The sequence below is a fragment of the Nocardia sp. NPDC003693 genome, assembly GCF_053981095.1.
Window position 1 is genome coordinate 42,245 of the sequence record NZ_JBSFNO010000006.1, and the last position, 23,553, is coordinate 65,797.

Below are 23,553 nucleotides of genomic sequence, written 5' to 3' on the forward strand. Positions count from 1 at the left end.
CGGGTCGCTCGAAAAGGTCCGCCCGGGTGGGTGATTCAACGAATTACCCACCCGGACCGATCGCTCTTACTGCGCCAGGTCGTCGACCGTCGCAGCCTCGTTGCGGGACAGGTTGATACCCAGGTTCGCCGCGGCGCGCTCCAGGTCCTCATCATCGCCGTCGCGCATCTCGATCGCGGCGCCGTCCGAGGACAGCACCTCGACGTTCAGGCACAGCGACTGCAGTTCCTTGAGCAGAACCTTGAACGACTCCGGGATACCCGGCTCCGGGATGTTCTCGCCCTTGACGATCGCCTCGTACACCTTCACGCGGCCGACCACGTCGTCCGACTTGATGGTGAGCAGTTCCTGCAGCGTGTAGGCGGCGCCGTACGCCTGCATGGCCCAGCACTCCATCTCACCGAAGCGCTGACCACCGAACTGAGCCTTACCACCGAGGGGCTGCTGCGTGATCATCGAGTACGGACCCGTCGAACGCGCGTGGATCTTGTCGTCCACCAGGTGGTGCAGCTTCAGGATGTACATGTAGCCGACCGAGACCGGGTACGGGAACGGCTCGCCGGAGCGGCCGTCGAGCAGCACCGCCTTGCCGTTGTCGTCGATCATCTTCTCGCCGTCGCGGTTCGGCAGCGTCGAGGCCAGCAGACCCGTCAGCTCCTCCTCGCGCGCACCGTCGAACACGGGCGTGGCGATATTGGTGTCGGCTTCCTGACCCAGCATCTCCTCGGGCAGACGGCGGGCCCAGTCGGGCTCACCCTCGACCTGCCAGCCGGTCTTGGCGATGTAACCCAGATGGGTTTCCAGCACCTGGCCGATGTTCATACGACGCGGCACACCGTGGGTGTTCAGGATGATGTCGACCGGCGTGCCGTCCGGCAGGAAGGGCATATCTTCCTGCGGCAGGATCTTGCCGATGACGCCCTTGTTGCCGTGCCGGCCGGCGAGCTTGTCGCCGTCCTGGATCTTGCGCTTCTGCGCCACGTACACGCGGACCAGCTCGTTGACGCCCGGGGGCAGATCGTCGTCGTCGTCACGCGAGAACACGCGCACGCCGATGACCTTGCCGGACTCACCGTGGGGCACCTTCAGCGAGGTGTCGCGAACCTCACGAGCCTTCTCACCGAAGATGGCGCGCAGCAGGCGCTCCTCGGGGGTCAGCTCGGTCTCGCCCTTCGGGGTGACCTTGCCGACCAGGATGTCGCCGTCGCGGACCTCGGCGCCGATGCGGACGATGCCGCGCTCGTCGAGATCTGCCAGGACCTCGTCGGAGACGTTCGGGATGTCCCGGGTGATCTCCTCGGCGCCCAGCTTGGTGTCGCGCGCGTCGATCTCGTGCTCCTCGATGTGAATCGAGGTGAGCACGTCATCCTCCACAAGGCGCTGCGACAGGATGATCGCGTCCTCGTAGTTGTGGCCCTCCCACGGCATGATCGCCACGAGCAGGTTCTTGCCCAGGGCCATCTCACCGTTCTGGGTGCAGGGGCCGTCGGCGAGCACGTGCCCGGCCTCGACCCGCAGCCCCTCGTCCACGATCGGACGCTGGTTGGCACAGGTGCCCTGGTTCGAACGCTCGAACTTGCGCATGCGGTACGAGCGGCGGGTGCCGTCGTCGTGCATGACGGTGATGAAGTCGGCCGAAACCTCTTCCACCACACCGGCCTTCTGGTTCACGACCACGTCGCCGGCGTCGACCGCGGCGCGCAGCTCCATACCGGTGCCGACCAGCGGCGACTCGGAACGGACCAGCGGCACGGCCTGACGCTGCATGTTCGCGCCCATGAGGGCACGGTTGGCGTCGTCGTGCTCGAGGAACGGAATCATGGCCGTCGCGACCGACACCATCTGGCGCGGCGAGACATCCATGAAGTCGACCGCGGACGCGTCGACGTATTCCATCTCCTCGTTGCCGTGGCGAGCGAGCACGCGCTCCTCGAGGAAGCGGCCGTCCGCGTCGACCGGCGAGTTCGCCTGGGCGCGGATGTGGCGGTCTTCCTCGTCGGCGGTGAGGTACTTGACCTCATCGGTGACGCGGCCGTCGACGACCCGGCGGTACGGGGTCTCGATGAAGCCGAACGGGTTGACCCGCGCGTACACCGAGAGCGAACCGATCAGGCCGATGTTCGGGCCTTCCGGGGTCTCGATCGGGCACATGCGGCCGTAGTGCGACGGGTGGACGTCTCGAACTTCCAGACCGGCGCGCTCACGGGACAGACCACCCGGGCCCAGCGCCGACAGGCGGCGCTTGTGGGTCAGACCCGACAGCGGGTTGTTCTGGTCCATGAACTGCGACAGCTGGGAGGTTCCGAAGAACTCCTTGATCGCGGCCACGACGGGACGGATGTTGATCAGGGTCTGCGGCGTGATGGCCTCGACGTCCTGGGTGGTCATGCGCTCACGCACGACACGCTCCATACGCGAGAGGCCGACCCGGATCTGGTTCTGGATCAGCTCGCCCACGGTGCGCAGACGACGGTTGCCGAAGTGATCGATGTCATCGACCTCGACCGGAACCTCGCGGCCCTCCGGCGCGGTCATCATGCGATCGCCCTGGTGCAGACGGACCAGGTACTCGATCGTCGCGACGATGTCTTCCTTGGTCAGCACCGAACCCGTGACCGGCTTGTCGAGGTTCAGGCCCAGCTTCTTGTTGACCTTGTAGCGGCCGACGCGAGCCAGGTCGTAGCGCTTCTCCTTGAAGAACAGGTTCTCCAGCAGGGTCTGCGCGGACTCCTTGGTCGGCGGCTCGCCCGGACGCAGCTTGCGGTAGATGTCGAGGAGGGCCTCGTCCTGACCGGGGGTGCTGTCCTTCTCGAGGGTGGACATCATGATCTCGGAGAAGCCGAAGCGCTCGACGATCTCCTCGGCGGTCAGACCCAGCGCCTTGAGCAGCACGGTGACCGGCTGCCGGCGCTTGCGGTCGATACGCACACCGACGGTGTCGCGCTTGTCGACGTCGAACTCGAGCCACGCGCCACGCGACGGGATCACCCGGACGCTGTGCAGCGTCTTCTCGGTGCTCTTGTCGATGGTGTCGTCGAAGTACACGCCCGGCGAACGAACCAGCTGCGACACGACGACGCGCTCGGTGCCGTTGATGATGAACGTGCCCTTGTCGGTCATCATCGGGAAATCACCCATGAAGACCGTCTGAGACTTGATCTCACCGGTGTTGTTGTTGATGAACTCCGCGGTGACGAACAACGGCGCCGCGTAGGTCATGTCCTTGTCCTTGCACTCTTCGATGGAGGCCTTGACCTCTTCGAAGCGCGGGTCGGAGAACGACAGGGACATGGAACCGGAGAAGTCCTCGATCGGCGAGAGCTCCTCGAGCACCTCCTCGAGCCCACCGAACGGGTTGACGTCGCCACGGGCGATCGCCTTTTCCCGCCACACCGGTGAACCGATCAGCCAGGCGAACGAGTCGGTTTGTAGATCGAGAAGACCCGGAACCTCGAGGGGCTCACGAATCTTCGCGAAAGACACCCGCTTCGGGGCTCCGGGAATACCGGCCTTGGTCTGGGTGGAGACTGCCAAGATGCGTCCTTCCAGCACCTCACGCGCGTCGCGTGGTGGTCCGCGACCGTCGCTTGTCTGCTACGAATTCCGCTGGTGACTACCCGAACGAAACCCGAACAGCAAGCAGCGGAAGTAACACCGGAAGGTGGAACTTTCGACGATGCGATCGAGGTATGGACAGGAGGCAGCCAGCGCAACGTCCAAAACTACACCCAAACCTACGGGGGTGTCAAAGTACCACCCGTGGTGAAGCCCGGAGGGCTAACGCGCCGAAGCGTGTCGTGGCGGTGACCACACCGCATCCCTGCGACGGTTACACCGCATCTCCGCGATGGTCGAACCGCATTCCTGCGATCTTCGGCACCGCGTCCGCGCGGCGGGTGAGGCCGCGTTATGGAACAACAACTCCGTCACACCGTCGGCCGACTGGGCTCCGTTGTCCGCTGGCTGCGATCGCTCGAGCTCCACGTCGGCGTCTGATCCCCTGTGACAGCCGCCGCTGTTGTGAATAGCGTGACGGGTCGGACGAAACTCGTCAAGTGGCGCCAAAAGTTGACAAAACCCGAGTTCGCCTGCCCCAGTAGAAGATCGCCTCGTCAGGCGGCGACCCGGGTCGCGGATACCGCAGGTGGGGCGGGAAATTCCGAATTCGGCGACGCGCGGGCGCCGCGGGCGCGGGTACCGTCCGGCGGGCCGGAATCCGCCCCCGATCAGCGCAGATCCCGCGCACGAGCACGCGGGAAAGCGGGTGGGAACCGATCAGCTGTCGGCGATCTCCGAGGCCAGCCAGCGGCCGTCGACCTTCTGCATGCGCAGCACGATCGGGCCCGAGGCCAGCGGGGCCGGGACGCCGTCCTTGGTGGCGACGATGGCCAGGTTGACCAGCAGTTCGGCGCGATCGCCGGTCAGTAGCGTGACCCCGATGGGGTCGGGGGTGGCCTTGGTGTCGGTCCCGGTCTGCTTGATGGCGTCGATGCCGGTGTCGAGCAGTTTGTCTTTGTCGAACTCCGCGAGCATGGTGCCGGTCATCACGGCCCGGGCGTTGTCGCGGAACTTGTCGATGTCCTTGGCGTTGTAGCCGTAGATCGTGGACAGCGCGTGCTGGGCTGCCGCCTTGACCTCGTCGGTGGCGGTGTTGTCCACGTACGCCAGGTTGGCGTCGTCCACGCCGGGCCGCAGCGCGCCCACGACGGCGAAGGCGGCGAGCAGCACGGCCGCGCCGCCGCACAGCAGTGCGGTACGCCAGCTCCGGACCCCGCCGCCGGAGCGGGGCGTGCGGGGCCGCGCGGGCCGTTCCGGGGCCGGGGCGCGACGCTCGGCGGCGGCCGAGCGCGCGGCGGCCTTGCGGGCGGCGATACCGCCCGTGGTGCCGTGCCGCAGATCCTCGGCGGTGGTGCGGGCGCCCGCGGCGCGCTGGGCGGGCGGGCGGCGCTTGGGGCTGACGCGATTGACGGGGCGTTTGTTGGCCATGATCGCGTCTCCTAGTTGCCCGGCGGGGCGGGCTCGGTGGTGGGCGTCGTCTCCCCCGGGGCGGGCTGCTGCGCTCCCCCGCCGAGCGAGACGGGATCGGAGACGACCTGGACCTGATCGGCCTTCCACACGCCGTCGTCGAGCACCACGTCCACCGACCAGGTGTAGCGCAGCTTGGCGGCGGGTTTGCCCGGGCCGTTCTCGGTCACCTCGAGCACGACCAGGGCCGCGGCCCGGTCCCGCTCGGAGTTGAGTTCGGTGAGCGAACCGCCGACCACCTTGGAGGTCATGTTCACGTTCGATTCCAGGACCTGTTTCTTGATCTGGTCCTGGTTCGCGGTGGAGGCGTCGAGCAGCTCGCCCGTCATGGACGAACGGGCCAGCGACAGCGAACCGTCGACGTCGGCCAGGTTCATCGACGTGATATTGATCGCCGCCTGCTGGGCGGCGTCGAGCGCGTTGTCGCGAGCCTGCGCGCGCGGACGGTCCTGCATCAGCCCGCCGACGATCCAGGTGCCGCCGAACCAGGCGGCGGCCACCGCGGCCACGGCCAGCAGAGCGATCGACGCGAGCGTGACGACCCGGTGGGTGTCGAGGGAACGGGTCCCGGCGGGCGGCTCCGAATCCTCGGGCTCGGTCCGGGACCCGGCCTTCGGCTCGGCCTCGGGCGCCGCCTCGGCGTCGGGTGCGGGCGCCGGCTTCGCGAGGACGGGCGCCGGATCCGGGGTGGACTCGGCGACCGGCTCCGCGGCCGGCTCGCCTAGCTCCGCGTCCTGGTTGCTGTCCTTTTGCTGGCTCACGCCGACACCATACTTTCCACTGTGCGCGACGCGGCCCCGGCTGTGCGCGAACACGCGCCTCGGCGGTGCGTCACCGCTTCGGGGTGACGCCCATGAGCGTGGCCAGCTGGGTCGCGACGGGGTTCAGATTGAGCTTCTCGGGGTCGTACTTGGGCTTGTCGTCCCACGGCTGCGGGACACTGGGATCGGCCAGTTCGGCACGCTCGCCACCGCGAACCGCGGTCTCACTGCCTTGCGGCACAAGACATTTCGCGTTCGTGTTGAACGGGAAATCGTCCCGGCTGTCGTCGAAGTCCGGGTTCCGGTCCTTCATCTGGCGGATGATGTCCTGCGTGCCCTCGTACCCGACCGTGCACGCCGGCGGATTGTTCGTCTCGAGCACCAGGCCGAAGTGGGTGGTGCCGTCGCCGGGCGCGGTGGCCGAGGCGCCGATCGAGAGCAGCGGCAGCATCTGCAGCAGCGGCCCGAGCGCGTAGAACTTGGGCGACACGGCCAGCAGCATGACCCGCAGGTTCGTCAGGCTTGTGGTCAGCGCCGGGCCGCTCTCGGCCACCAGGCGCTGGATCTGATCGCCCGCATCGGTGCCGGTGCCGATCAGCCTGCGGATGTCGGGATCGCTCGAACGCAGTTGCGCGGCGAGCAGATCCAGGCCGTTGCTGAACTGGCGAATGCTGCCGGACTGCTCGGCCTGGGTACCCAGCGCGATCCGGGCGTCCCGGAGCAGGGCCAGGGTCTGCGGCAGCGCCTCGACACCGGTCTCGGTGAACTTGCCGAGCGAGTCGACCAGGATCTCCAGGTCGTCGCCCTTGCCGTCGAACGCCTTGCCGAGTTCGGTGACCGCGGTGCTCAGCGCCGCCAGGTCGGTGGTCTGCACGAAATGATCGACGCTGCCCAGCAATTCCTCGACCCGGATCGGCACCTGGGCGCCGTCGATGACCGAACCGTCCTCCAGGAACGGGCCGGCGGTGCTGCTGGGCATCAGGTCCACGTACTGCTCGCCGATGGCGGATCGATTGGCCACCACGGCTTTCGCGTTCACCGGGATCCGGGGCTTGCCCGAATCCATGTCCAGGACGACCTCGACGCCGTCCGGGGTGATGTCGAGCGAGCCGACCCGGCCCACGGGCACGCCGCGGTAGGTGACCTCGGCGCCCTTGGACAGGTTGCCGGTCTCGGGCATCTTCACCGTGACGTGGTAGAGCCCGAAGCCGAGCATGTTGTCCAGGCGCACGTACTTCGCGCCGACGAAGGCGACGCCGAGCACCGCGATCACGGCGAAGGCGATGAGCTGAAAACGCACCAGACGGGTCATCGCGGACCACCCACTCCCAGCTGATCGAGCAAGGCGCCGAGCGGCTCGGGCAGGGCGGGCAGCCCCGGCGGCACCACCGTCGGCGGCAGCGGCACCAGCGAGATGGTGGGCCAGCCGTCACGCGGGCCGTTGCCGTTGTAGTACGGGTTGCTCGGGTCCACGTTGACCTGCCGGCCCGCCGGCGGGATGTACACCGGATCCGGTTTGCCCACACCGAGATTCGACAGCAGCGTGCCGATCTCCAGGTCCACCGACAGCCAGGTGTTGACCTGACCGCCGAACGCGGACTTGATGGCCTCGTCCGGGAAGGGGTAGGTCGGGATGAGCGGGAAGGCGGTCACCAGGTCACCGGCGGATTTGCCGAGTTCCTGCAGCGTGGGCCGCAGCGAGTTCAGGTCCCGGATCAGATCGTCCTTGGAGTTGTCCAGGACGTCGAATCCGGCCTGGCCCAGCCGATCCAGCTGGGTGAGCAGCTGAATCAGTTGCGGCCGTTGCTCGTTCAGGATCTGGATGCCCTCGGGCAGTTCGTCCAGGATCTTGGCGATCTGCGCGGTCTGCTGCCCGACCCGGCTGGAGAGCACATCGAGCCCGTCCAGGGCGCGCGTGATGTCCTCGACCTGGTCGTTCAATCCGCCGATGAGCTTGTTCGCCTGTTCCAGCAGCGATCTCGTCTTGGCGTCGCGGCCGTCCAGGGCCTTGTTCAGCTCGACCACGATGGGCTGCAACTGCGCGACGCCGCCGCCGTTGAGCAGCAGTGACAGCGCGCCGAGCACCTGCTCCACCTCGGTGGCGGTGCGGGTCTGGGCGACGTCGATGACCGCGTTGTCGGTCAGCCGCGCGGACGCGGGATCGTGTGCAGGCGCGGACAGTTCGATGAACTTCTCGCCGAGCAGGTTGGACTGGCGCACCTCGGCCCGGGCGTTGGCGGGCAGGTCGACGTCGTTGTTCACGACCGCGCGCACGCTGGCGGTCCAGCCGTCGGGGGCGAGTTCGATGCGGTCGACCCGGCCCACCGCGACGCCGTCCACCTTCACGGTGGACTGCGGCACCAGGTCCAGCACGTCGGCGAAGCGGATGTCGATGTGCAGCGGGTTGTCCCCGACGTTCGGGCCGCCGGGCAGCGGGATGCTGTACGCGCCGTTGCCGCAGCCCGCCGCGACGACGGTCACAGCGCCGAGGGCGAGCGCCAGCGCGGCGGTGCGGCCGTGCCCAACGCCGGTGCGCGCGTTCCGTATTCGTCTCATCGCTGTCCACCTCCCTGCGAGGGCGGCAGCTGGTCGGACGGTACGCCGGGCACGCTGCCGGGCACCGGATTGCGCTGCACATTGTCGCCGCTGAGAATTCCGAACGGCAGCACCAGCGACGGCGTCTTCACGCCCGCGGTGAGCTGGTCGGTGATGATGCCGCAGTTGTCCAGGATCGGCCGCAGCTGCCGCGAGATCGCGTCGAACTGGGGATCGCCCGGCCGCAGCTTGCCCAGATCGAGCATCTTGCACAGCACGCCGAACGGGTTCTGCAGATCGTCGAAATTGGGGCGCATGTCGAGGGTTCCGGTCTCACCGTTGTGCACGTTGATGAGGTTGGAGAGCGCGGTCGGGATCAGCGGCAGCGCGGTCGCCAGGTCGTCGCGCTGATCGGCGAGGGTCTGGGTGAGGGTTGTCAGCGCCTGCGCGTTGGACTGCACCAGTTCCCGGTTGTCGTCGATGAACCGGGCCACGTCGCCGAGCGCGACCGACAGCAGGCTCAGCGCGTCGCCCAGGCTCTGGCGCTCGTCGGCCAGGAAGCCCGCGAGCGAGCCGAGCTGGACGTTGAACTCGCGCACCTGCGCGTCGTTCTCGGCCAGCATGCGCACGAATTCCTGCAGGTTCTTCACCGTGTCGAAGATGTCGGTGCGCGAATCGGAGAGCGTCTTGGCGGCCTTGGACAGCTGGGTGAAGCTGTTGCCGAGCGCCTCGCCGTTGCCGGAGAGGTTCTGCGCGGCGGAGCGCACGAGGTCGTTCACCGCGCCGTCCTTGTTGGCGCCGTTGGGCCCCAGGGCCTCGGACAGTTCGGTGATGCTCTTGTACAGCCGGTCGACCTCGACGGGGGTGGCGGTGCGGTCCTTGGGGATGGTGGCCTCGCGGCCCATCTTGGGTCCGCCCTGGTAGGCGGGCGCGAGCTGGATGTAGCGGTCCGAGACCACCGACGGGGTGATCTGGGCGGCCTTGGCGTCGGCGGGCACGTCGTACTTCCGGTCGACCGCCATGACGACCTTGACCTGCTCGCCCTGCGGGGTCACCTCTTTCACGGTGCCCACCGGCACGCCGAGGATCCGCACGTCCGAGCCCACGTAGATGCCGACGGACTTGTCGAAGTACGCGGTGATCACGGTGGTGTTGAGCTTGCCGAAGCCCCACCACGCCACCGCCGCGAGCGCCACGGCGACCGCGGCCACGAGGGCGATCAGTTTGGTCCTGGGGCTGCTGTCGCGCACCGCGGTCAGCGGATTGTTCGCCATCCTCAGCCTCCCATCTTGCGGATCGGCGCGCGATCGCCCGGAATCTCGGGCAGGGCGGGCGGAATCAGGTTGGTGATGACCGCGTCGAACCAGCGCCCGGTGCCGAGCACGTTGGCGTACAGGCCGTAGAAGGGCGCGGCCAGCTGCAGCGTCTTGGAGATGTTGGCCTGGTTGTCGTTGAGCAGGGTGATGGTCTGCTCGAGGTTGGTCAGCGCCGGGCCGATCTGCGCCTCGTTGTCCGCGACCAGCGCGCTCAGTTCGGCGGCGATGGTCTTCGCGCCGGCGAGCAGCTGCGAGATCGCCTGCTGGCGCACGTTCAGCTCGGCGAGCAGCTGCCCGCCGTTGCCGAGCAGCCGCTCGAATTCTGCGTTGCGGTCCGCCAGCAGCCGCGAGGTCTGCTTGGTGGCGCCGAACAGCTTGCGCAACTGGTCATCTCGCTTGGCCAGCGATTCCGAGAGCCGGGCTACGCCGTCGATGGAGGAGCGGATCTCGGCGGGGGTTCCGGAGAACGCCTCCGAGAGCACCCGCATGCTCTGGGCGAGCTGGGCGGTGTCGGTCTCCTCGAGGTCGGTGGCCGCGTCGCTGAAGGCGTCCACCACGTCGTACGGGGATACCGTGCGCGAGAGCGGGATCGCGTCGTCGGGGTCCGCGGTCTCGCTGCCCTTGGGCTCGACCGCGAGGTACTTCTGCCCGAGCAGGGTCTTGATCTGGATCGAGGCGGTGCTCTCGTTGCCGATCCAGGCGTCCTGGGTGCGGAAGTCGACCAGGACCCGGTCGCCGTCCAGGCGCACGTCCTGCACCTGGCCGACCTTGACGCCGGCGATGCGGACCTCGTTGCCCTTCTTGAGCCCGGCCGCCTCGGAGAACTCGGCGGTGTACTTCGTGCCGGCTCCGATGAGGGGCAGTTTGTCGAGGCTGAAGGCGGACACGGTCACCAGCAGCACCATGGCCAGGCCGAGGCCGCCCATGAAAACGGGGCTGCGCTTTCCGAGTACGACGCGGTCGTCCATCAGCGGCCTCCCTTTCCGTGGCAGCGCGGGGCCGGGTTGGTGTAGACCGGCTGGTTGATCGTCGGCATGTGCTGGATCGCCTCGGGGAGGTTCAGCTGCGGCGCGTCCGCGGTGCCCGGTCCGGCGACGATGTCGATGCCGCACAGGTAGAACTGGAACCACGAGCCGTAGGAGGCGGCCCGGCCCAGCTTCTCCATCTTGATCGGCAGGTTGGCCAGGCCCTCGTTGACCTCGTCGGACCGGCTGTTGAGGGTGCCGGTCAGTTCGTTCAGGCCCGCGATGGCGCCCTGCAGGTTCGGCCGCACCGGTACGAGCAGGTCGGCGGTGGCCGAGGTCAGGTTGCCGAGCGAGGTCAGCGCCGAGCCGATGACGCCGCGTTCGGCGTTGAGCCCGGTGATGAGCGCCTCGGTGTTGATGATCAGCTGGTTCAGCTGGTCGTCGCGGTTGTTGACCACCTCGAGCACGGCGTTGAGGTTGCGGACGACCTCGCCGATGACCGCGTCCTTGTCGGCGATCTTGTTGGTCAGCGCCGCGGTGTTGCCGACCAGTTCGGTGATGGTGCCGGACTCGCCCTGGAACACCTGAATGATGTTGTAGGACAGCTTGTTCACGTCGTCCGCGGTGAGCGTCTGGAACAGCGGCCGGAAACCGTTGAACAGTTCGGTCAGGTTCAGCGCGGGCCGGGTGCGCTCCAGCGGGATGGTGGCGCCCTTGTTGATCTTGCGACCCTGTTCGCCCGCACCCTGTTCCAGGGCGATGTAGCGCTGCCCCACCAGGTTCCGGTACTTGATCGTGGCGATGGTCGAGGCGGGCAGCGACGAGCGGTCCGACACCTCGAATTCGACGTTGGCCAGGGTCTTGTCGACGATCGACACCTTCGTCACCTTGCCGACCCGGACACCGGCGATACGCACCTCGTCGCCCTTGTTCAGCGACGTCACGTCGGTGAAGCGAGCGTTGAACCTGGTACCGCCGCCGCTGTAGTTGGCGATCGTCAGCGCCAGCACGCCGGTGGCCAGCACGGTCACCACGATGAAGGCGATGAGTTTGGCCAGCGTCGGGCCGAGGCCGCGCAGCACGTCCTTCATCGAATGCTCACCTCACTGCCGCGGAAGGCCGGGGCCGCGATCCGGGTGATCCAGCCGGGCACCTCGTCCGGCGAGACCCCGTGGGCCGCACCGTAGATCGCGCCCAGGGTCTGCTGCTCGGCGGGCGAACCGGCGATGCTCGGCGCGGCCGGGCCGTACACGCGGTACTGCGGCGAGGCCATCCGGCCGATGTTCTGGTCACCGGGATTGCGGCTGGGCGGCTGATACGAGCCGTCGTTGGCCGACCCGTTGGTGTACTGGCCCGGGTCCACGGTGAGCGGATACTCCGGGATGCACATCGCGCCGCGCGGATCGAACCAGCGCGGCTCGTCCTGGTTCGGGACGTAGCGCCCGCGCGGGTTGACGATCTCGACGGTCACCCGCGAACCCGGCAGGTCGGTGCCCTTGCCGAACAGCTCGTCGATGCGCGGCTTCATCTGCGCGAAGTTCGCCAGCGCGCAGGTGAACCCGGGCGAGTACTTGGCGAGATCCTCCAGCGCGGGCCGCGCGTCGGCGGCCACGTCGATGATGTTGTCCCGATTGGTGATCAGGAAGTCGGCCAGATCGGACGAGCTCGGCGTCAGCACCGCGAGCATGGTGTCGATCTGTGAACGCTGCTGCACGATCGTGGCATTGGTGGTGCGCAGATTGTCCAGCGCGGACACCAGCTGCGGGGCCGCGTCGGAATACGTGGCGGCCACCTCGGCGAAGCTGCGCAGATCCTCCTGCAGCGTGGGCAATTCGGTGTTCACCTCGGTGAAGATCTTGTCGAGCCGGTCGATCGTGCGGCCCAGCTCCTCGCCCCGGCCCTGCAGACCCTGCGAGATCGCGCCGAGGGTGGAGGCCAGGTACTGCGGCGGAATGGCCTGCAGCAGCGGCAGTACGTGATCGAGCAGCTGGCTCACCTCGACGGCGTGGCCGCTGGTGTCCTGGTGCAGGGTCATGCCCTCGGTGAGGTGTCCGCTGGGATCCTCGGGCCACACCAGCTCGACGTAGCGCTCGCCGAAGAGCGTCTTGGGGAGCAGGCGGGCGGTCACGTTGGCCGGAATCTTCTCGGCCATCCCCGGATCGATGGCCAGGTCGAGGGTGACCTGCTTGCCGTCGTAGTCGCTGGAGCGGACCTCGCCGACGTTGACCCCGCGCACCTTCACGTCCGCGTTGCGGGTCAGGGCGTTGCCGACGGTGTCGGTCAGCAGGTCCACGCGGACGGTGTCCACGAACTTCTTGGAGTAGATGGCGGTGGTGGTCCACAGGAACAGCGCGCAGAGCACGAAGAACAGCACACCGAGCGTGCGGGCGCGCAGCTTCGCCGTCGACCGCCAGAACCGCACTCTGTCGGGATTACTCATCCGGCCACCCGCACCGTCGTCGTCGTTCCCCAAATAGCAAGGCTCAAGAAGAAGTCCAGAATATTGATCAAGACGATGGCAGCACGCACGGCGCGCCCAACCGCCACACCGACTCCCGCCGGACCGCCGGTCGCGTTGAAGCCGTAGTAGCAGTGCACCAGGATGATGACGAAGGCGAAGACGAGCACCTTCAGGAACGAATAGACCACGTCTTCGGGTGGCAGGAACAGGCTGAAGTAGTGGTCGTAGGACCCGCTCGATTGCCCGTTGAAGTAGATCGATATCAGCCGGGACGCGACGTAGGTTCCGAGCAGGCCGACGATGTACAGCGGGATGACCGCCAGGAAGCCGGCGATCACGCGGGTGGTCACCAGGAACGGCACGCCCGGCACGGCCATGACCTCGAGCGCGTCGATCTCCTCGGAGATGCGCATGGCGCCGAGTTGCGCGGTGAAACCGCAACCGACGGTTGCCGACAGCGCGAGCGCCGCGACCAGCGGCGCCAGTTCACGGGTGTTGATGTAGCCGGTCAGGAACCCGGTGAGCACGCCCGAGCCGAGCGAATCGAGGGCCTTGAAACCCTGCAGGCCCACCACGACGCCGACCGAGGCCGACATGAAGACGATGACGCCGATGGTGCCGCCGATGATCGCCAGCGCGCCCGAGCCGAAGGTCACCTCGGCCAGCAGCCGCATGACTTCCTTGCGGTAGTGCACGGCGGTCCGCGGGATCCAGGCGATGGCGCGGGCGTAGAAGGACATCTGGTCCCCGGCCCGATCGACCACGGCCACCGGGGCTCTGAGCGCACCGGATACCCGGCGCGCCGACCGGGTGAGAACGGTGGAGCGCTGCGAAACGACCATGGGTCACGCGCCCTTTGCGGGAACGACCTGAAGATAGATCAGGGTGAGGATGAGGTTCAGGAAGAACAACACCAGGAACGTGATCACCACGGACTGGTTCACGGCGTCTCCTACTCCTTTCGGTCCCCCTTTGGGATGCAGACCCTTGTAGGCGGCGATGACGCCCGCCACGAGTCCGAAGATCAACGCCTTGATCTCGCCGATCCAGAGGTCGGGCAGCTGGGCCAGGGCCGAGAACGAGGCGAGGTAGGCGCCGGGCGTGCCGCCCTGCAGACCCACGTTGAAGAAGTAGCCGCCGCAGATGCCGACGACCGCGACCAGGCCGTTCATCAGCAGCGCGACCAGCATCATGCCGAGCACGCGCGGAACCACCAGGCGCTGAATGGGATCGATGCCCAGGACCTCCATGGCGTCGATCTCCTCGCGAATGGTTCGCGAGCCGAGATCGGCCGCCACGGCCGAGCCCGCGGCGCCGGCGATGATCAGCGCGGTCACCACGGGCGCCGCTTGCTGGACCGTCGCCAGCACGCTCGTCGCGCCGGTGAAGGCTTCCGCACCGAGCTGCTTGATGAGCGAGCCGGTTTGCAGAGCCACCACTGCGCCGAACGGAATCGCTACCAGAGCGGCGGGCAGGATCGAGACACTCGCGATGAACCACGACTGCTCGATGAACTCACGCCATTGAAAAGGCCGGCGAAACGTCTTGCGCATGACATCCAGAAGGAGTGCGAAGATGTTGCCGGCCTGGGCGAGACCTGACTCGACGGGGGTGCGTAGTCGCGTCAGGTTTCGGTTCACGCGCCGTATGTTACCCGTTGGTCAGGTTGTGTCGAACCGTAGAGTCGTAGGAGCCCTGGTAGGCGGGAATCACCTGCGTGTCGTGGTCGCCGTTCTCCTCCAGGGAGTTGCGGATCGCCTCCTGCGCGGCGGGCGGCAGGGTGTGCAGGATCTGGCGCACGCGCTCGCGGCGACGGCCGACGGCCTGACGCACGGGCATGCCGGGCTGCGCCCGCATCTGCGGGATGATGCCCTCGACCTCTTCGGCGCCACCGGCGTGGTGACCGGCGTCGACCATGGCCTGCTCGCGGGCCATCTGCGACTCGTCCTTCTCCTCGGACATGCCGATCGGGCCGATCATGCGGCCGTTGAGGAACTGCTTCACCACCGGCTCGTCCGAGGTCAGCAGCACCTCGCGCGGGCCGAACATGACCAGCTGGCGGCGGAAGAGCATGCCGATGTTGTCCGGCACGATGCGCGCCAGGTTGATGTTGTGCGTGACGATGAGGATCGTCGCGTCGATCTGCGCGTTGATGTCGATCAACAGCTGCGACAGATAGGTGGTGCGGACCGGGTCCAGACCGGAGTCCGGCTCGTCGACCAGGATGATCTGCGGGTCGAGCACCAGGGCGCGGGCCAGGCCGGCGCGCTTGCGCATACCGCCGGAGATCTCGCCCGGGAGCTTGCCCTCCGCGCCCAGCAGACCGGTGAGCTCGAGCTTCTCCATGACGATCTTCTTGATCTCGGATTCGCTCTTCTTGGTGTGCTCCCGCAGCGGGAAGGCCACGTTGTCGAAGAGGTTCATCGAGCCGAAGAGCGCGCCGTCCTGGAAGAGGACGCCGAAGAGCTTGCGGATCTCGTAGAGCTCCTTGTTGGAGCAGGTGGTGATATCGACGCCATCGATGTAGATGGAGCCGCGCTCGGGGCGCAGCAGGCCGATCAAAGACTTCAGGAAGACGGACTTACCGGTACCGGAGGGTCCGAGCAGCGCGCTGACTTCCCCCGACGGCAGTGTCAGACTGACATCCTGCCAAATTCGCTGGGAACCGAACGACTTGGTGATGCCTTCGGTCCTGACCTCGACGCCCACGCCAACCTCCACAATTTCTCCGACGAGCGCCCTACTGCGGCGCACACGAAATTCTTTGCGCGGTGTGGCGCATCACAGTAGGTCCGGTCACTGTATCGCATACCGCCCGTCCCGGACAGCAGGACCTGACTCGCCGGTAAACCCCATCACGACTCAATCACAACCGCTGTGAGACACGAAAAGAGCGGCATCCCCGCAGGGATACCGCTCTTTCGAAGTACCGGCAAGAATTACTTGACGGAAACCTTGGCGCCGGCCTCTTCGAGCTTGGCCTTGGCGGCCTCGGCGGCCTCCTTGTTGACCTTCTCCAGCAGCGCCTTCGGGGCGGCCTCGACCAGGTCCTTGGCTTCCTTCAGGCCCAGGCCGGAGACGATCTCGCGAACGACCTTGATGACCTGGATCTTCTTGTCGCCGGCGGACTCGATGACGACGTCGAACTCGTCCTGCTCCTCGGCGGCGTCGGCCGGGGCACCGGCAACACCGGCGGCGGCGACGGCGACGGGGGCAGCCGCGGTGACCTCGAACTTGTCCTCGAACGCCTTGACGAACTCGGAGAGCTCGAGCAGGGTCATGGAACCGAAGGTTTCGAGCAGCTCTTCAACGTTGGCCATTGAATTCTTCCTTTCGATGGTTTCGGCAGCGCGTCAGCGACGCCGAAAAGGTTTGTGGGTGAGACTTATTCGGCAGCGGCCGGAGCTTCGGCGGCGGGAGCGGCAGCGCCACCCTCGTTCGCCTTCTTCTCCTCGAGCGCCGCGAACAGGCGAGCAAGCTGGTTGCCGGGCGCGGCGAACAGACCCGCGGCCTTGGACAGGTTGCCCTTCATGGCGCCGGCCAGCTTGGCCAGCAGGACCTCGCGGGACTCCAGGTCGGCGATCCGCTCAACTTCGGCCACGGACAGCGCGACGCCGTCCATGTAGCCGCCCTTGATGATCAGCGCCTTGTTGTCCTTGGCGAAAGCCTTGAGCGCCTTCGCGGCTTCGACCGGCTCACCCTTGATGAAGGTGATGGCGGTCGGACCGACGAACAAGTCATCCAGGCCTTCGACGCCCGCCTCGGCGGCCGCACGCTTGACCAGGGTGTTCTTGGCGACGGAGTAGGTGGCGTCCGCGCCCAGTGCCCGACGCAGCTGCGTGATCTTGCTGACCGACAGTCCACGGTATTCCGTGACAACGGTGGCAGTGGAGCTCTTGAACTGCTCCGCGATCTCCGCGACCGCGGTGACCTTCTCGGTGGTTGCCATACTTCGCCTCCTCTCTGGATGGTCGGTTCGTAGTTGCACTACCGACACCGCCAGGGGCCAGCGATAAAGCAAACGCCCCGCGGACGCAGAGGTCCCGGGGCGTGAAAGAAACTCGTGACGGGCGAACCCGTACGGCTTCCCAACCTCGGCTCTCCCTGCGTGGGCCGCCAGCAGTAACGCTGGACCTTCGACTGCCCGGGGGCAGCAACCAACGGTCTTCGGTAGAACGATTGGGTGATCACCGAACTGGCCGGTGACCGTGGACCAGAATAGCGGATGTCTATCCATCCACCAAAACGGGGTCCGGACGGGGCGCGCGGCCGGCGCGACGGGTCACTATCGCGGCCATGCGCGCAAGCCGATGAAAGTGACGTGCTTCACTTTCGAGCGGCAACCAATATCATCGGCGAATCATCTTCACGGAGGTTTCCCGATGACGACAATAATCACCAAAACCCTTGCCGCAGCGTCTATTTCCGCCGCCCTGTGCGGTGTCGCCGCTGGTCCCGCACTGGCCGCCCCCGCCGTCTCCCCCGCCCCGATCGCCGACTCCGGATCGCTGGGTTCCGGGTCGAGCACCGAGTCCGCCCGCGGCATCGCGGCCTGGCCGGTCGGCCTGCTCTTCACCGTGCTGTGCGGCGCCGACGAGACCAAAGGCCCGCTGTGCCAGGTCCTCTACGCGATCGGCACCGGCATCACCGGCAGCGGCGGTAGCAGCGGTAGCAGCGGCGACTGACTCGGCAGTGTGAAAGCCGAAGGGCCGGTGCAGGTTTCCCTGTACCGGCCCTTCGTCATGCGTTGCTACGCAAGTTCGTCGCGGAGACTTTCTCAGTCTTCTTCGGCGAAGTTGCGGGTGCGGTTCGGATCCACCGGGATGCCCGGTCCGGTGTTCGTCGAGAACGTCACCTTCTTGACGTAGCGGCCCTTCGCGGTGGAGGGCTTGACGCGCAGGATCTCATCGAAAGCGGCGCCGTAGTTCTCGGCCAGCTTCTTCTCGTCGAAGGACGCCTTGCCGATGACGAAGTGCAGGTTGGCCTGCTTGTCGACACGGAAGTTGATCTTGCCGCCCTTGATGTCCTGAACGGCCTTGGTCACATCGGGGGTGACGGTGCCGGTCTTGGGGTTCGGCATCAGGCCGCGGGGGCCCAGCACGCGCGCGATACGACCGACCTTGGCCATCTGGTCCGGGGTCGCGATGGCGGCGTCGAACTCCAGCCAGCCACCCTGGATGCGCTCGATCAGATCCTCGGCGCCCACGGCGTCGGCGCCGGCGGCCTCGGCCTCGGCGGCCTTGTCGCCGACGGCGAAGACGATGACGCGAGCGGTCTTACCGGTGCCGTGCGGCAGGTTGACGGTGCCGCGGACCATCTGGTCGGCCTTGCGGGGATCGACACCCAGGCGGACGGCGACCTCGACGGTGGCGTCGGTCTTGGTGGTGGCGGTCTCCTTCGCCAGACGCACCGCGGCCAGCGGGGCGTACAGCGACGACTTGTCGACCTTGGCGGCCTGCTCGAGATAAGCCTTGCTTCGTTTTGCCATGTTGTTCTGTCCTGTTCGTAAGTTCAGACGTGGTTGTCGGGCCTGGCCGGCCCTCCCACGGGAAAGTGCTGCCGCGCGCCGGAGCGCGAGCGCCTACTCCGCGACGGTGATACCCATCGAGCGAGCGGTGCCGGCGATGATCTTGGCGGCCTGATCGATGTCGTTGGCGTTCAGATCCTCGGCCTTGGTCTTGGCGATCTCACGGATCTGGTCCATGGTGACCTGGGCGACCTTGTTGCGGTGCGGCTCGGCCGAACCCTTCTGCACGCCGGCGGCCTTGAGCAGCAGCTGCGAAGCAGGCGGGGTCTTCAGCTTGAAGTCGAACGAGCGGTCCTCGTAGACCGTGATCTCGACCGGGATGATGTTGCCGCGCTGCGACTCGGTCGCCGCGTTGTAGGCCTTGCAGAACTCCATGATGTTGACGCCGTGCTGACCCAGCGCGGGGCCGACGGGCGGAGCCGGGTTGGCAGCACCGGCCTTGATCTGGAGCTTGATGAGCCCAGATACCTTCTTCTTCTTCGGGGGCATCTCGTATTCCTTGGTTTAGGGGCAGGTGGACACCCTGGGGTATTCCTCTGCCCTCGCACATGGTCATGCCTTACGGGAAAACCCGTAAGCCTGCTCCGGGATCGCGCCCGGGCATGCCTGACCGTGGAAAGACAGCCAGACCCCAGACGCAACCCGGAAAGTCTAGTCGCAGGTGTTATCGGGGGCCGAACCGGCCCCCGAGCCAACTAGATCTTGGCGACCTGAGTGAACGCCAGCTCGACCGGGGTCTCGCGACCGAAGATCGACACCAGCACCTTGAGCTTCTGCTGCTCGGCGTTGATCTCGGAAATGCTGGCGGGCAGCGTGGCGAACGGGCCGTCCATGACGGTGACGGACTCGCCGACCTCGAAGTCGACGTCGATCGTCGGCTTGATGACCGGGGTCTCGCCGGACTCGCCCGCGGTGGCGGCGGCGGTGGTGGCCGCGGCCTTCTTCTGCTGCGCGGCCGGGACCAGGAACTTCACCACGTCGTCGATGGACAGCGGCGACGGGCGCGAGGTCGCGCCGACGAAACCGGTGACGCCGGGGGTGTTGCGGACCGCGCCCCAGGACTCGTCGTTCAGTTCCATGCGGACCAGGATGTAGCCCGGCAGCACCTTGCGGTTGACGTTCTTGCGCTGGCCGTTCTTGATCTCGGTGACCTCTTCGGTCGGCACCTCGACCTGGAAGATGTAGTCCTCGAGACCGAGGTTCTGCACGCGGGTCTCGAGATTGGTCTTCACCTTGTTCTCGTAGCCGGCGTAGGAGTGGATGACGTACCAGTCACCGGGGGCGCGGCGCAGCGCGGCCTTCATCTCGGCGACGGGATCGGCGGGCTCGGCATCGATGGGAGCGGCGAGTTCTTCGGCGGTCGGCGCAGTGGTTTCCTCCGCGTCGGCGGGGTCGTCGAACTCCTCGACGTCGGTGGCCTCGACCACGTCGTCGACCTGGAATTCGTCGGTTGTGCCGTTCTCCGGGGTGCTCACTGGGGCACTCGCTTCCTTATCGTCACGTAATCCTGTGCGCGCCGGGGGTAACCCGGCGGATGGGTTCCCGCCCCCGCCTCTGCTCGGGGGCCGGTCACCCGGCGCCGACGGCCAACGCGGAAGGGTGCCGCTAGCCGAACAGCCAGTCGACGCCCTTGATGAACGCGATATCCATCCCGTAGATGAACGCGACCATGAAAACCACGAACACCAGAACAACGGTCGTGTAGGTGACCATCTGCTTGCGGTTCGGCCAAATGACCTTGCGCAGTTCCGAGATGACTTCCTTCAGGAACTTCACCAGGCGCTTGAACGGATTGCCCGCACCGCCACCGGCTTTGCCGGAATCCTTGGTGGCCTTGGCCGAAGGCCGATCGATAGTCGCGACCGATGCCGTTGACGACGTCGCGGTCCGAGTCCGCCGGGCGGAACGCTTTCCGCTCGGACGAGCCACCGCGGCGGTGTCATCGCCATCTTCGTGGCGAGTGTCCCGCTCGTCGCTCACGTCGATCCTCTCTCGTCAGCTTGGCAATAGGGCAGGGGCGACAGGACTTGAACCTGCAACCTGCGGTTTTGGAGACCGCTGCTCTGCCAATTGAGCTACGCCCCTTCGGTGGAACGCAGGGCAGTCCGCTGCCGGACTCCGCTTGTTCCTCCACAGTACTTATTCAATTGTCATTTCCGGGCCTTCACACAACATACGCGCCGCTCCTCGGAGCAGCGCGCATCGGCTGGTGACCCCAGATTCCCGAGTCTACGTTACCTCACGCAGCAATCGCCAATCGGGGGTCGACGCCCTTCCTCAGCCGAGCTGCACCGTTGCGGTGGCGCGGCCGAAGATCTTGCGGCCCTCGGACTTGGCGACGATGGCCACCACGGCGGTGCGGGTTTCCGGATCCACCGACTTGACCTTGCCGGTGTATTCGATCTCCGCGGCGCGGTCGGCGGGCACGTACACCGGGCTGGTGAAGCGCACGTTGTATTCCTTGACCGCGCCCGGGTCGCGCAGCCACGAGGTGACGAAGCCGCCACCCAGGCCCATGGTCAGCATGCCGTGTGCGACAACGTTTTCCAGGCCGACCATCTTCACGACGTCGTCGCTCCAGTGGATCGGGTTGGCATCGCCGGAGACGCCGGCGTAGTTCACCAGATCGCCGCGGGTCAGGCGGACCACGCGGGTCGGCAGCAGATCGCCGGCGGCGACGTCCTCGAAGCGCAGGGCGTGCTTGCCCGCGACCACCTGTCCGGTGGCGACGAACGGCTCCGGCTGAGCGCTGATCTCGGCCGAGGCGCGCACGCCCGCCGGGCCGTCGTCCGGGCCGACGCCGTGCATGAGCACGTTGCGCACGGCGTCACCGATATTGGGATCGATGTCACCGCCGCTGCGGCCGATGAGGGTGGTGTAGGTGGTGAGCACCAGTTCGTCGTTCTGCGCGACGACGTCGTTCTTGGTGACGATGATGTCGCCGCCGAAGGCCTGCCGGAACGAGTGCAGGTAGACGATGCAGGTCAACTGGTCGCCTGCCTTGATGGGCCGGTGGAACTCCAGGATCTGATCGGTCTGCATGATCTGGCTCAGGTCGTAGCCGGTGACGATCTGCTCGAAGAGCTTGCGCTGGGCCAGGATTCCGACCAGGGAGATGAAACTGAGCGGGGCGACCAAGCCGTCGTAGCCGTGCTCCCGGGCGGCGTCCTCGTCCCAGTGCACCGGGTGGTAGTCCTGCACGGCGCGGGCGTACTCACGCACCTTCTCGCGGCCGACCTCGTAGTAGTCCTCCACGCGGTAGTGGTGGCCGACCATGGAGGCGGCGTGCGTAGCGGGGTCGAAGGCCTCGCTGAGTTCGGTCATGTCGACCTCGGTGTCAATCGTCACGGCAGGAAGTCCCTATCTGATCCCGTCGGGGATCGGGCGGAGCGCTGAACCACCGGTATATACACCAAGTGCCGGACGGTGTGCCACTGTCCCTTTGTATGGGGGACGAAGCAGCGACGCCGATCCGGCACTTCTTCCACGCGGTAGAACGCGCGCGGGGTTGAGTTAGCGAGACTCGCGGTGGGCCCGGTGGGTACCGCAGTTCGGGCAGAACTTCTTGAGTTCCAGACGATCCGGGTCGTTACGCCGGTTCTTCTTGGTGATGTAGTTGCGGTGCTTGCACTGCTCACAGGCCAAGGTGATCTTCGGCCGGATATCAGTGGACTTCGCGGCCACGATGCGCCCTCTTTCCGTTTATCAGTATGGGTAGCGATGGCCGGACTTGAACCGGCGACACAACGATTATGAGTCGTTTGCTCTACCAACTGAGCTACACCGCCATGCGAGGATTCGCGGCGGAAGACTCAGCCCGGTCCATCGAACTGGATGCCGAGTCGGTCACCACCGGCAATCCGGCGAGCCCCCTAACGGAATCGAACCGTTGACCTTTTCCTTACCATGGAAACGCTCTGCCGACTGAGCTAAGGGGGCATGTCTGCTCGGCTCCGGCTTTTCGCCGGGGCGCTGAAGACTTGAACGAGATTACACAACACTTCGGGTAGACCACAAACCGTGTGGTCAGAGCTGTATTTTCTGCCTCCGCTCCGCTCCGGCGGGGTTCGCGGCCCGGAGGTCTCGTTCTTCCCTCCCTCCGCTCCCCCGCTTCGCTCCTCCGCTCCACTCAGTCCAGAACGAGACGGCCGCGAACCACCGGGGGATCGGCTATACCCGCCGGGGTTGGATACACAAAGAACCCCCCGTGACTGCGGGAGTCACGGGGGGTTCTCTGGTGGCAGATGTAGGATTCGAACCTACGTAGGCTTTCGCCGACGGATTTACAGTCCGCTCCCATTGGCCGCTCGGGCAATCTGCCTTGGGTTACGCCTTGCAGCGCGGTGACGAGAATACATCGAACCCCCGCCTCGAATGCAAACCGGCTGGCTAACGCGGTGTCGGACGGACTACCTTCGGCGAGCAAGTCCCCAAACTTCCGATCTCGGACAGGAGCACAGGCGTGGCCGATTCGTCGTTCGATGTTGTCAGCAAGATCGACCGTCAGGAGGTGGACAACGCGTTGAACATCGCGGCCAAGGAGCTGGCCACGCGGTACGACTTCCGCGGAGTCAACGCGAGCATCGAATGGTCGGGTGAGGAGAAGATCATCCTCACCGCGGACTCCGAGGACCGCGTCAAGGCGGCGCTGGATGTGTTCAAGGAGAAGCTGATTCGCCGCGACATCTCCATGAAGGCGTTCGACGCCGGCGATCCGCAGGCCTCGGGCAAGGTGTACAAAATCACAGGCACCCTGGTGCAGGGCATCAGCACCGAGAACGCCAAGAAGATCGCGAAGAAGATTCGCGACGAGGGTCCCAAGGGCGCCAAGGCGCAGATTCAGGGCGAGGAACTGCGCGTCAGCAGCAAGAGCCGCGACGATCTGCAGGCGATCATCTCGCTGTTGAAGAACAGCGATTTCGAGGTCGCGCTGCAATTCGTGAATTACCGGTAAAAGCGTCGA

22 protein-coding genes and 4 tRNA genes are annotated in these 23,553 nt (G+C 66.4%); 2 read left to right on the forward strand and 24 right to left on the reverse strand.

The window, feature by feature from the left end; genetic code table 11:
* Nucleotides 1-66 precede the first annotated feature (66 nt).
* The 14 genes from rpoB to rplJ all read right to left on the reverse strand — a co-directional run bounded on the left by rpoB (nt 67) and on the right by rplJ (nt 17,012).
* Nucleotides 67-3,552, reverse strand: coding sequence for a DNA-directed RNA polymerase subunit beta (gene rpoB / locus ACWDOP_RS09610; protein WP_454201617.1), 3,486 nt, complete (start codon nt 3,550-3,552; stop codon nt 67-69).
* 723 nt (nt 3,553-4,275) lie between these two features.
* Nucleotides 4,276-4,986, reverse strand: a complete 711-nt coding sequence (locus tag ACWDOP_RS09615; RefSeq protein ID WP_456344717.1) for a hypothetical protein — start codon at nt 4,984-4,986, stop codon at nt 4,276-4,278.
* Nucleotides 4,987-4,997: 11 nt separating this feature from the next.
* Nucleotides 4,998-5,786: a hypothetical protein gene (locus ACWDOP_RS09620; protein WP_456344718.1), complete on the reverse strand. Its 789-nt coding sequence runs from the start codon at nt 5,784-5,786 to the stop codon at nt 4,998-5,000.
* 70 nt (nt 5,787-5,856) lie between these two features.
* Nucleotides 5,857-7,098, reverse strand: coding sequence for an MCE family protein (locus ACWDOP_RS09625; RefSeq protein WP_456344719.1), 1,242 nt, complete (start codon nt 7,096-7,098; stop codon nt 5,857-5,859).
* On the reverse strand, nt 7,095-8,342 hold the full coding sequence (locus ACWDOP_RS09630) for an MCE family protein (RefSeq protein WP_456344720.1): 1,248 nt from the start codon (nt 8,340-8,342) through the stop codon (nt 7,095-7,097). Before ACWDOP_RS09630 ends, ACWDOP_RS09625 begins: the two co-directional genes overlap by 4 nt.
* Nucleotides 8,339-9,595, reverse strand: a complete 1,257-nt coding sequence (locus tag ACWDOP_RS09635) for an MCE family protein (RefSeq protein ID WP_456344721.1) — start codon at nt 9,593-9,595, stop codon at nt 8,339-8,341. Before ACWDOP_RS09635 ends, ACWDOP_RS09630 begins: the two co-directional genes overlap by 4 nt.
* 2 nt (nt 9,596-9,597) lie before the next feature.
* Nucleotides 9,598-10,605, reverse strand: coding sequence for an MCE family protein (locus tag ACWDOP_RS09640; protein ID WP_454201611.1), 1,008 nt, complete (start codon nt 10,603-10,605; stop codon nt 9,598-9,600).
* Entirely contained in the window at nt 10,605-11,693 is a 1,089-nt protein-coding gene (locus tag ACWDOP_RS09645; RefSeq protein ID WP_456344722.1) for an MCE family protein, read from the reverse strand. Before ACWDOP_RS09645 ends, ACWDOP_RS09640 begins: the two co-directional genes overlap by 1 nt.
* Nucleotides 11,690-13,042, reverse strand: coding sequence for an MCE family protein (locus tag ACWDOP_RS09650; protein ID WP_454201609.1), 1,353 nt, complete (start codon nt 13,040-13,042; stop codon nt 11,690-11,692). The genes ACWDOP_RS09645 and ACWDOP_RS09650 overlap by 4 nt, the downstream gene beginning before the upstream one ends.
* Entirely contained in the window at nt 13,039-13,905 is an 867-nt protein-coding gene (locus tag ACWDOP_RS09655; protein ID WP_454201608.1) for an MlaE family ABC transporter permease, read from the reverse strand. The genes ACWDOP_RS09650 and ACWDOP_RS09655 overlap by 4 nt, the downstream gene beginning before the upstream one ends.
* Nucleotides 13,906-13,908: 3 nt before the next feature.
* The gene (locus ACWDOP_RS09660; protein WP_354987578.1) at nt 13,909-14,616 is read right to left on the reverse strand and encodes an MlaE family ABC transporter permease; all 708 of its coding nucleotides are present in this window, start codon (nt 14,614-14,616) and stop codon (nt 13,909-13,911) included.
* Between the two features lie 97 nt (nt 14,617-14,713).
* Nucleotides 14,714-15,772 (reverse strand): ABC transporter ATP-binding protein, encoded by a 1,059-nt coding sequence (locus tag ACWDOP_RS09665; RefSeq protein WP_454201607.1) that lies wholly within the window; start codon nt 15,770-15,772, stop codon nt 14,714-14,716.
* Nucleotides 15,773-16,002: 230 nt separating this feature from the next.
* Nucleotides 16,003-16,383: a 50S ribosomal protein L7/L12 gene (gene rplL, locus ACWDOP_RS09670; protein ID WP_454201606.1), complete on the reverse strand. Its 381-nt coding sequence runs from the start codon at nt 16,381-16,383 to the stop codon at nt 16,003-16,005.
* A gap of 65 nt (nt 16,384-16,448) precedes the next feature.
* Nucleotides 16,449-17,012 carry a 50S ribosomal protein L10 gene (gene rplJ / locus ACWDOP_RS09675; protein WP_454201605.1) on the reverse strand — a complete coding sequence of 188 codons (564 nt, stop codon included), beginning with the start codon at nt 17,010-17,012 and terminating at the stop codon, nt 16,449-16,451.
* 433 nt (nt 17,013-17,445) lie between these two features.
* On the opposite strand from rplJ, the gene ACWDOP_RS09680 reads away from it, so the two are divergent.
* Nucleotides 17,446-17,748, forward strand: a complete 303-nt coding sequence (locus ACWDOP_RS09680) for a hypothetical protein (RefSeq protein WP_456344723.1) — start codon at nt 17,446-17,448, stop codon at nt 17,746-17,748.
* 92 nt (nt 17,749-17,840) lie between these two features.
* On the opposite strand, the gene rplA is transcribed toward ACWDOP_RS09680, so the two are convergent.
* From rplA to ACWDOP_RS09730, 10 genes are all read right to left on the reverse strand, one after another.
* Nucleotides 17,841-18,551, reverse strand: coding sequence for a 50S ribosomal protein L1 (gene rplA / locus ACWDOP_RS09685; protein WP_454201603.1), 711 nt, complete (start codon nt 18,549-18,551; stop codon nt 17,841-17,843).
* A gap of 93 nt (nt 18,552-18,644) precedes the next feature.
* Nucleotides 18,645-19,079, reverse strand: a complete 435-nt coding sequence (gene rplK, locus ACWDOP_RS09690; protein ID WP_364642821.1) for a 50S ribosomal protein L11 — start codon at nt 19,077-19,079, stop codon at nt 18,645-18,647.
* Nucleotides 19,080-19,285: 206 nt separating this feature from the next.
* The gene (nusG, locus tag ACWDOP_RS09695) at nt 19,286-20,065 is read right to left on the reverse strand and encodes a transcription termination/antitermination protein NusG (protein ID WP_456344724.1); all 780 of its coding nucleotides are present in this window, start codon (nt 20,063-20,065) and stop codon (nt 19,286-19,288) included.
* Between the two features lie 130 nt (nt 20,066-20,195).
* Nucleotides 20,196-20,570 (reverse strand): preprotein translocase subunit SecE, encoded by a 375-nt coding sequence (secE, locus tag ACWDOP_RS09700; RefSeq protein WP_454201601.1) that lies wholly within the window; start codon nt 20,568-20,570, stop codon nt 20,196-20,198.
* A gap of 32 nt (nt 20,571-20,602) precedes the next feature.
* Nucleotides 20,603-20,675: transfer RNA gene (locus ACWDOP_RS09705), tRNA-Trp, on the reverse strand.
* Nucleotides 20,676-20,867: 192 nt separating this feature from the next.
* Nucleotides 20,868-21,914, reverse strand: a complete 1,047-nt coding sequence (locus tag ACWDOP_RS09710) for a fused (3R)-hydroxyacyl-ACP dehydratase subunits HadA/HadB (protein WP_456344835.1) — start codon at nt 21,912-21,914, stop codon at nt 20,868-20,870.
* A 189-nt stretch (nt 21,915-22,103) separates the two neighbouring features.
* Nucleotides 22,104-22,274, reverse strand: coding sequence for a 50S ribosomal protein L33 (rpmG, locus tag ACWDOP_RS09715; protein WP_029925945.1), 171 nt, complete (start codon nt 22,272-22,274; stop codon nt 22,104-22,106).
* A 31-nt stretch (nt 22,275-22,305) separates the two neighbouring features.
* Nucleotides 22,306-22,378 (reverse strand) — tRNA-Met (locus ACWDOP_RS09720).
* Between the two features lie 78 nt (nt 22,379-22,456).
* Nucleotides 22,457-22,529 (reverse strand) — tRNA-Thr (locus tag ACWDOP_RS09725).
* A 296-nt stretch (nt 22,530-22,825) separates the two neighbouring features.
* Nucleotides 22,826-22,911, reverse strand: a tRNA-Tyr gene (locus tag ACWDOP_RS09730).
* Between the two features lie 141 nt (nt 22,912-23,052).
* Between ACWDOP_RS09730 and ACWDOP_RS09735 the strand changes: the two genes are divergently transcribed.
* A complete protein-coding gene (locus ACWDOP_RS09735; protein WP_354987572.1) occupies nt 23,053-23,544 on the forward strand; it encodes a YajQ family cyclic di-GMP-binding protein in 492 nt (163 codons plus the stop codon).
* Nucleotides 23,545-23,553: the final 9 nt, after the last annotated feature.

What these genes read in the sequence shown, in the direction of transcription:
- ACWDOP_RS09650 (WP_454201609.1), bottom strand. Translation starts at nt 13,042, where the DNA reads ATGAGTAATCCCGACAGAGTGCGGTTCTGGCGGTCGACGGCGAAGCTG.
- ACWDOP_RS09625 (WP_456344719.1), bottom strand. Translation starts at nt 7,098, where the DNA reads ATGACCCGTCTGGTGCGTTTTCAGCTCATCGCCTTCGCCGTGATCGCG.
- rplK (WP_364642821.1), bottom strand. Translation starts at nt 19,079, where the DNA reads ATGCCCCCGAAGAAGAAGAAGGTATCTGGGCTCATCAAGCTCCAGATC.
- ACWDOP_RS09630 (WP_456344720.1), bottom strand. Translation starts at nt 8,342, where the DNA reads ATGAGACGAATACGGAACGCGCGCACCGGCGTTGGGCACGGCCGCACC.
- ACWDOP_RS09710 (WP_456344835.1), bottom strand. Translation starts at nt 21,914, where the DNA reads ATGACCGAACTCAGCGAGGCCTTCGACCCCGCTACGCACGCCGCCTCC.
- ACWDOP_RS09615 (WP_456344717.1), bottom strand. Translation starts at nt 4,986, where the DNA reads ATGGCCAACAAACGCCCCGTCAATCGCGTCAGCCCCAAGCGCCGCCCG.
- ACWDOP_RS09655 (WP_454201608.1), bottom strand. Translation starts at nt 13,905, where the DNA reads ATGGTCGTTTCGCAGCGCTCCACCGTTCTCACCCGGTCGGCGCGCCGG.
- ACWDOP_RS09645 (WP_456344722.1), bottom strand. Translation starts at nt 11,693, where the DNA reads ATGAAGGACGTGCTGCGCGGCCTCGGCCCGACGCTGGCCAAACTCATC.
- ACWDOP_RS09660 (WP_354987578.1), bottom strand. Translation starts at nt 14,616, where the DNA reads ATGCGCAAGACGTTTCGCCGGCCTTTTCAATGGCGTGAGTTCATCGAG.
- ACWDOP_RS09635 (WP_456344721.1), bottom strand. Translation starts at nt 9,595, where the DNA reads ATGGCGAACAATCCGCTGACCGCGGTGCGCGACAGCAGCCCCAGGACC.
- ACWDOP_RS09640 (WP_454201611.1), bottom strand. Translation starts at nt 10,605, where the DNA reads ATGGACGACCGCGTCGTACTCGGAAAGCGCAGCCCCGTTTTCATGGGC.
- rplA (WP_454201603.1), bottom strand. Translation starts at nt 18,551, where the DNA reads ATGGCAAAACGAAGCAAGGCTTATCTCGAGCAGGCCGCCAAGGTCGAC.
- rplL (WP_454201606.1), bottom strand. Translation starts at nt 16,383, where the DNA reads ATGGCCAACGTTGAAGAGCTGCTCGAAACCTTCGGTTCCATGACCCTG.
- rplJ (WP_454201605.1), bottom strand. Translation starts at nt 17,012, where the DNA reads ATGGCAACCACCGAGAAGGTCACCGCGGTCGCGGAGATCGCGGAGCAG.
- ACWDOP_RS09680 (WP_456344723.1), top strand. Translation starts at nt 17,446, where the DNA reads ATGACGACAATAATCACCAAAACCCTTGCCGCAGCGTCTATTTCCGCC.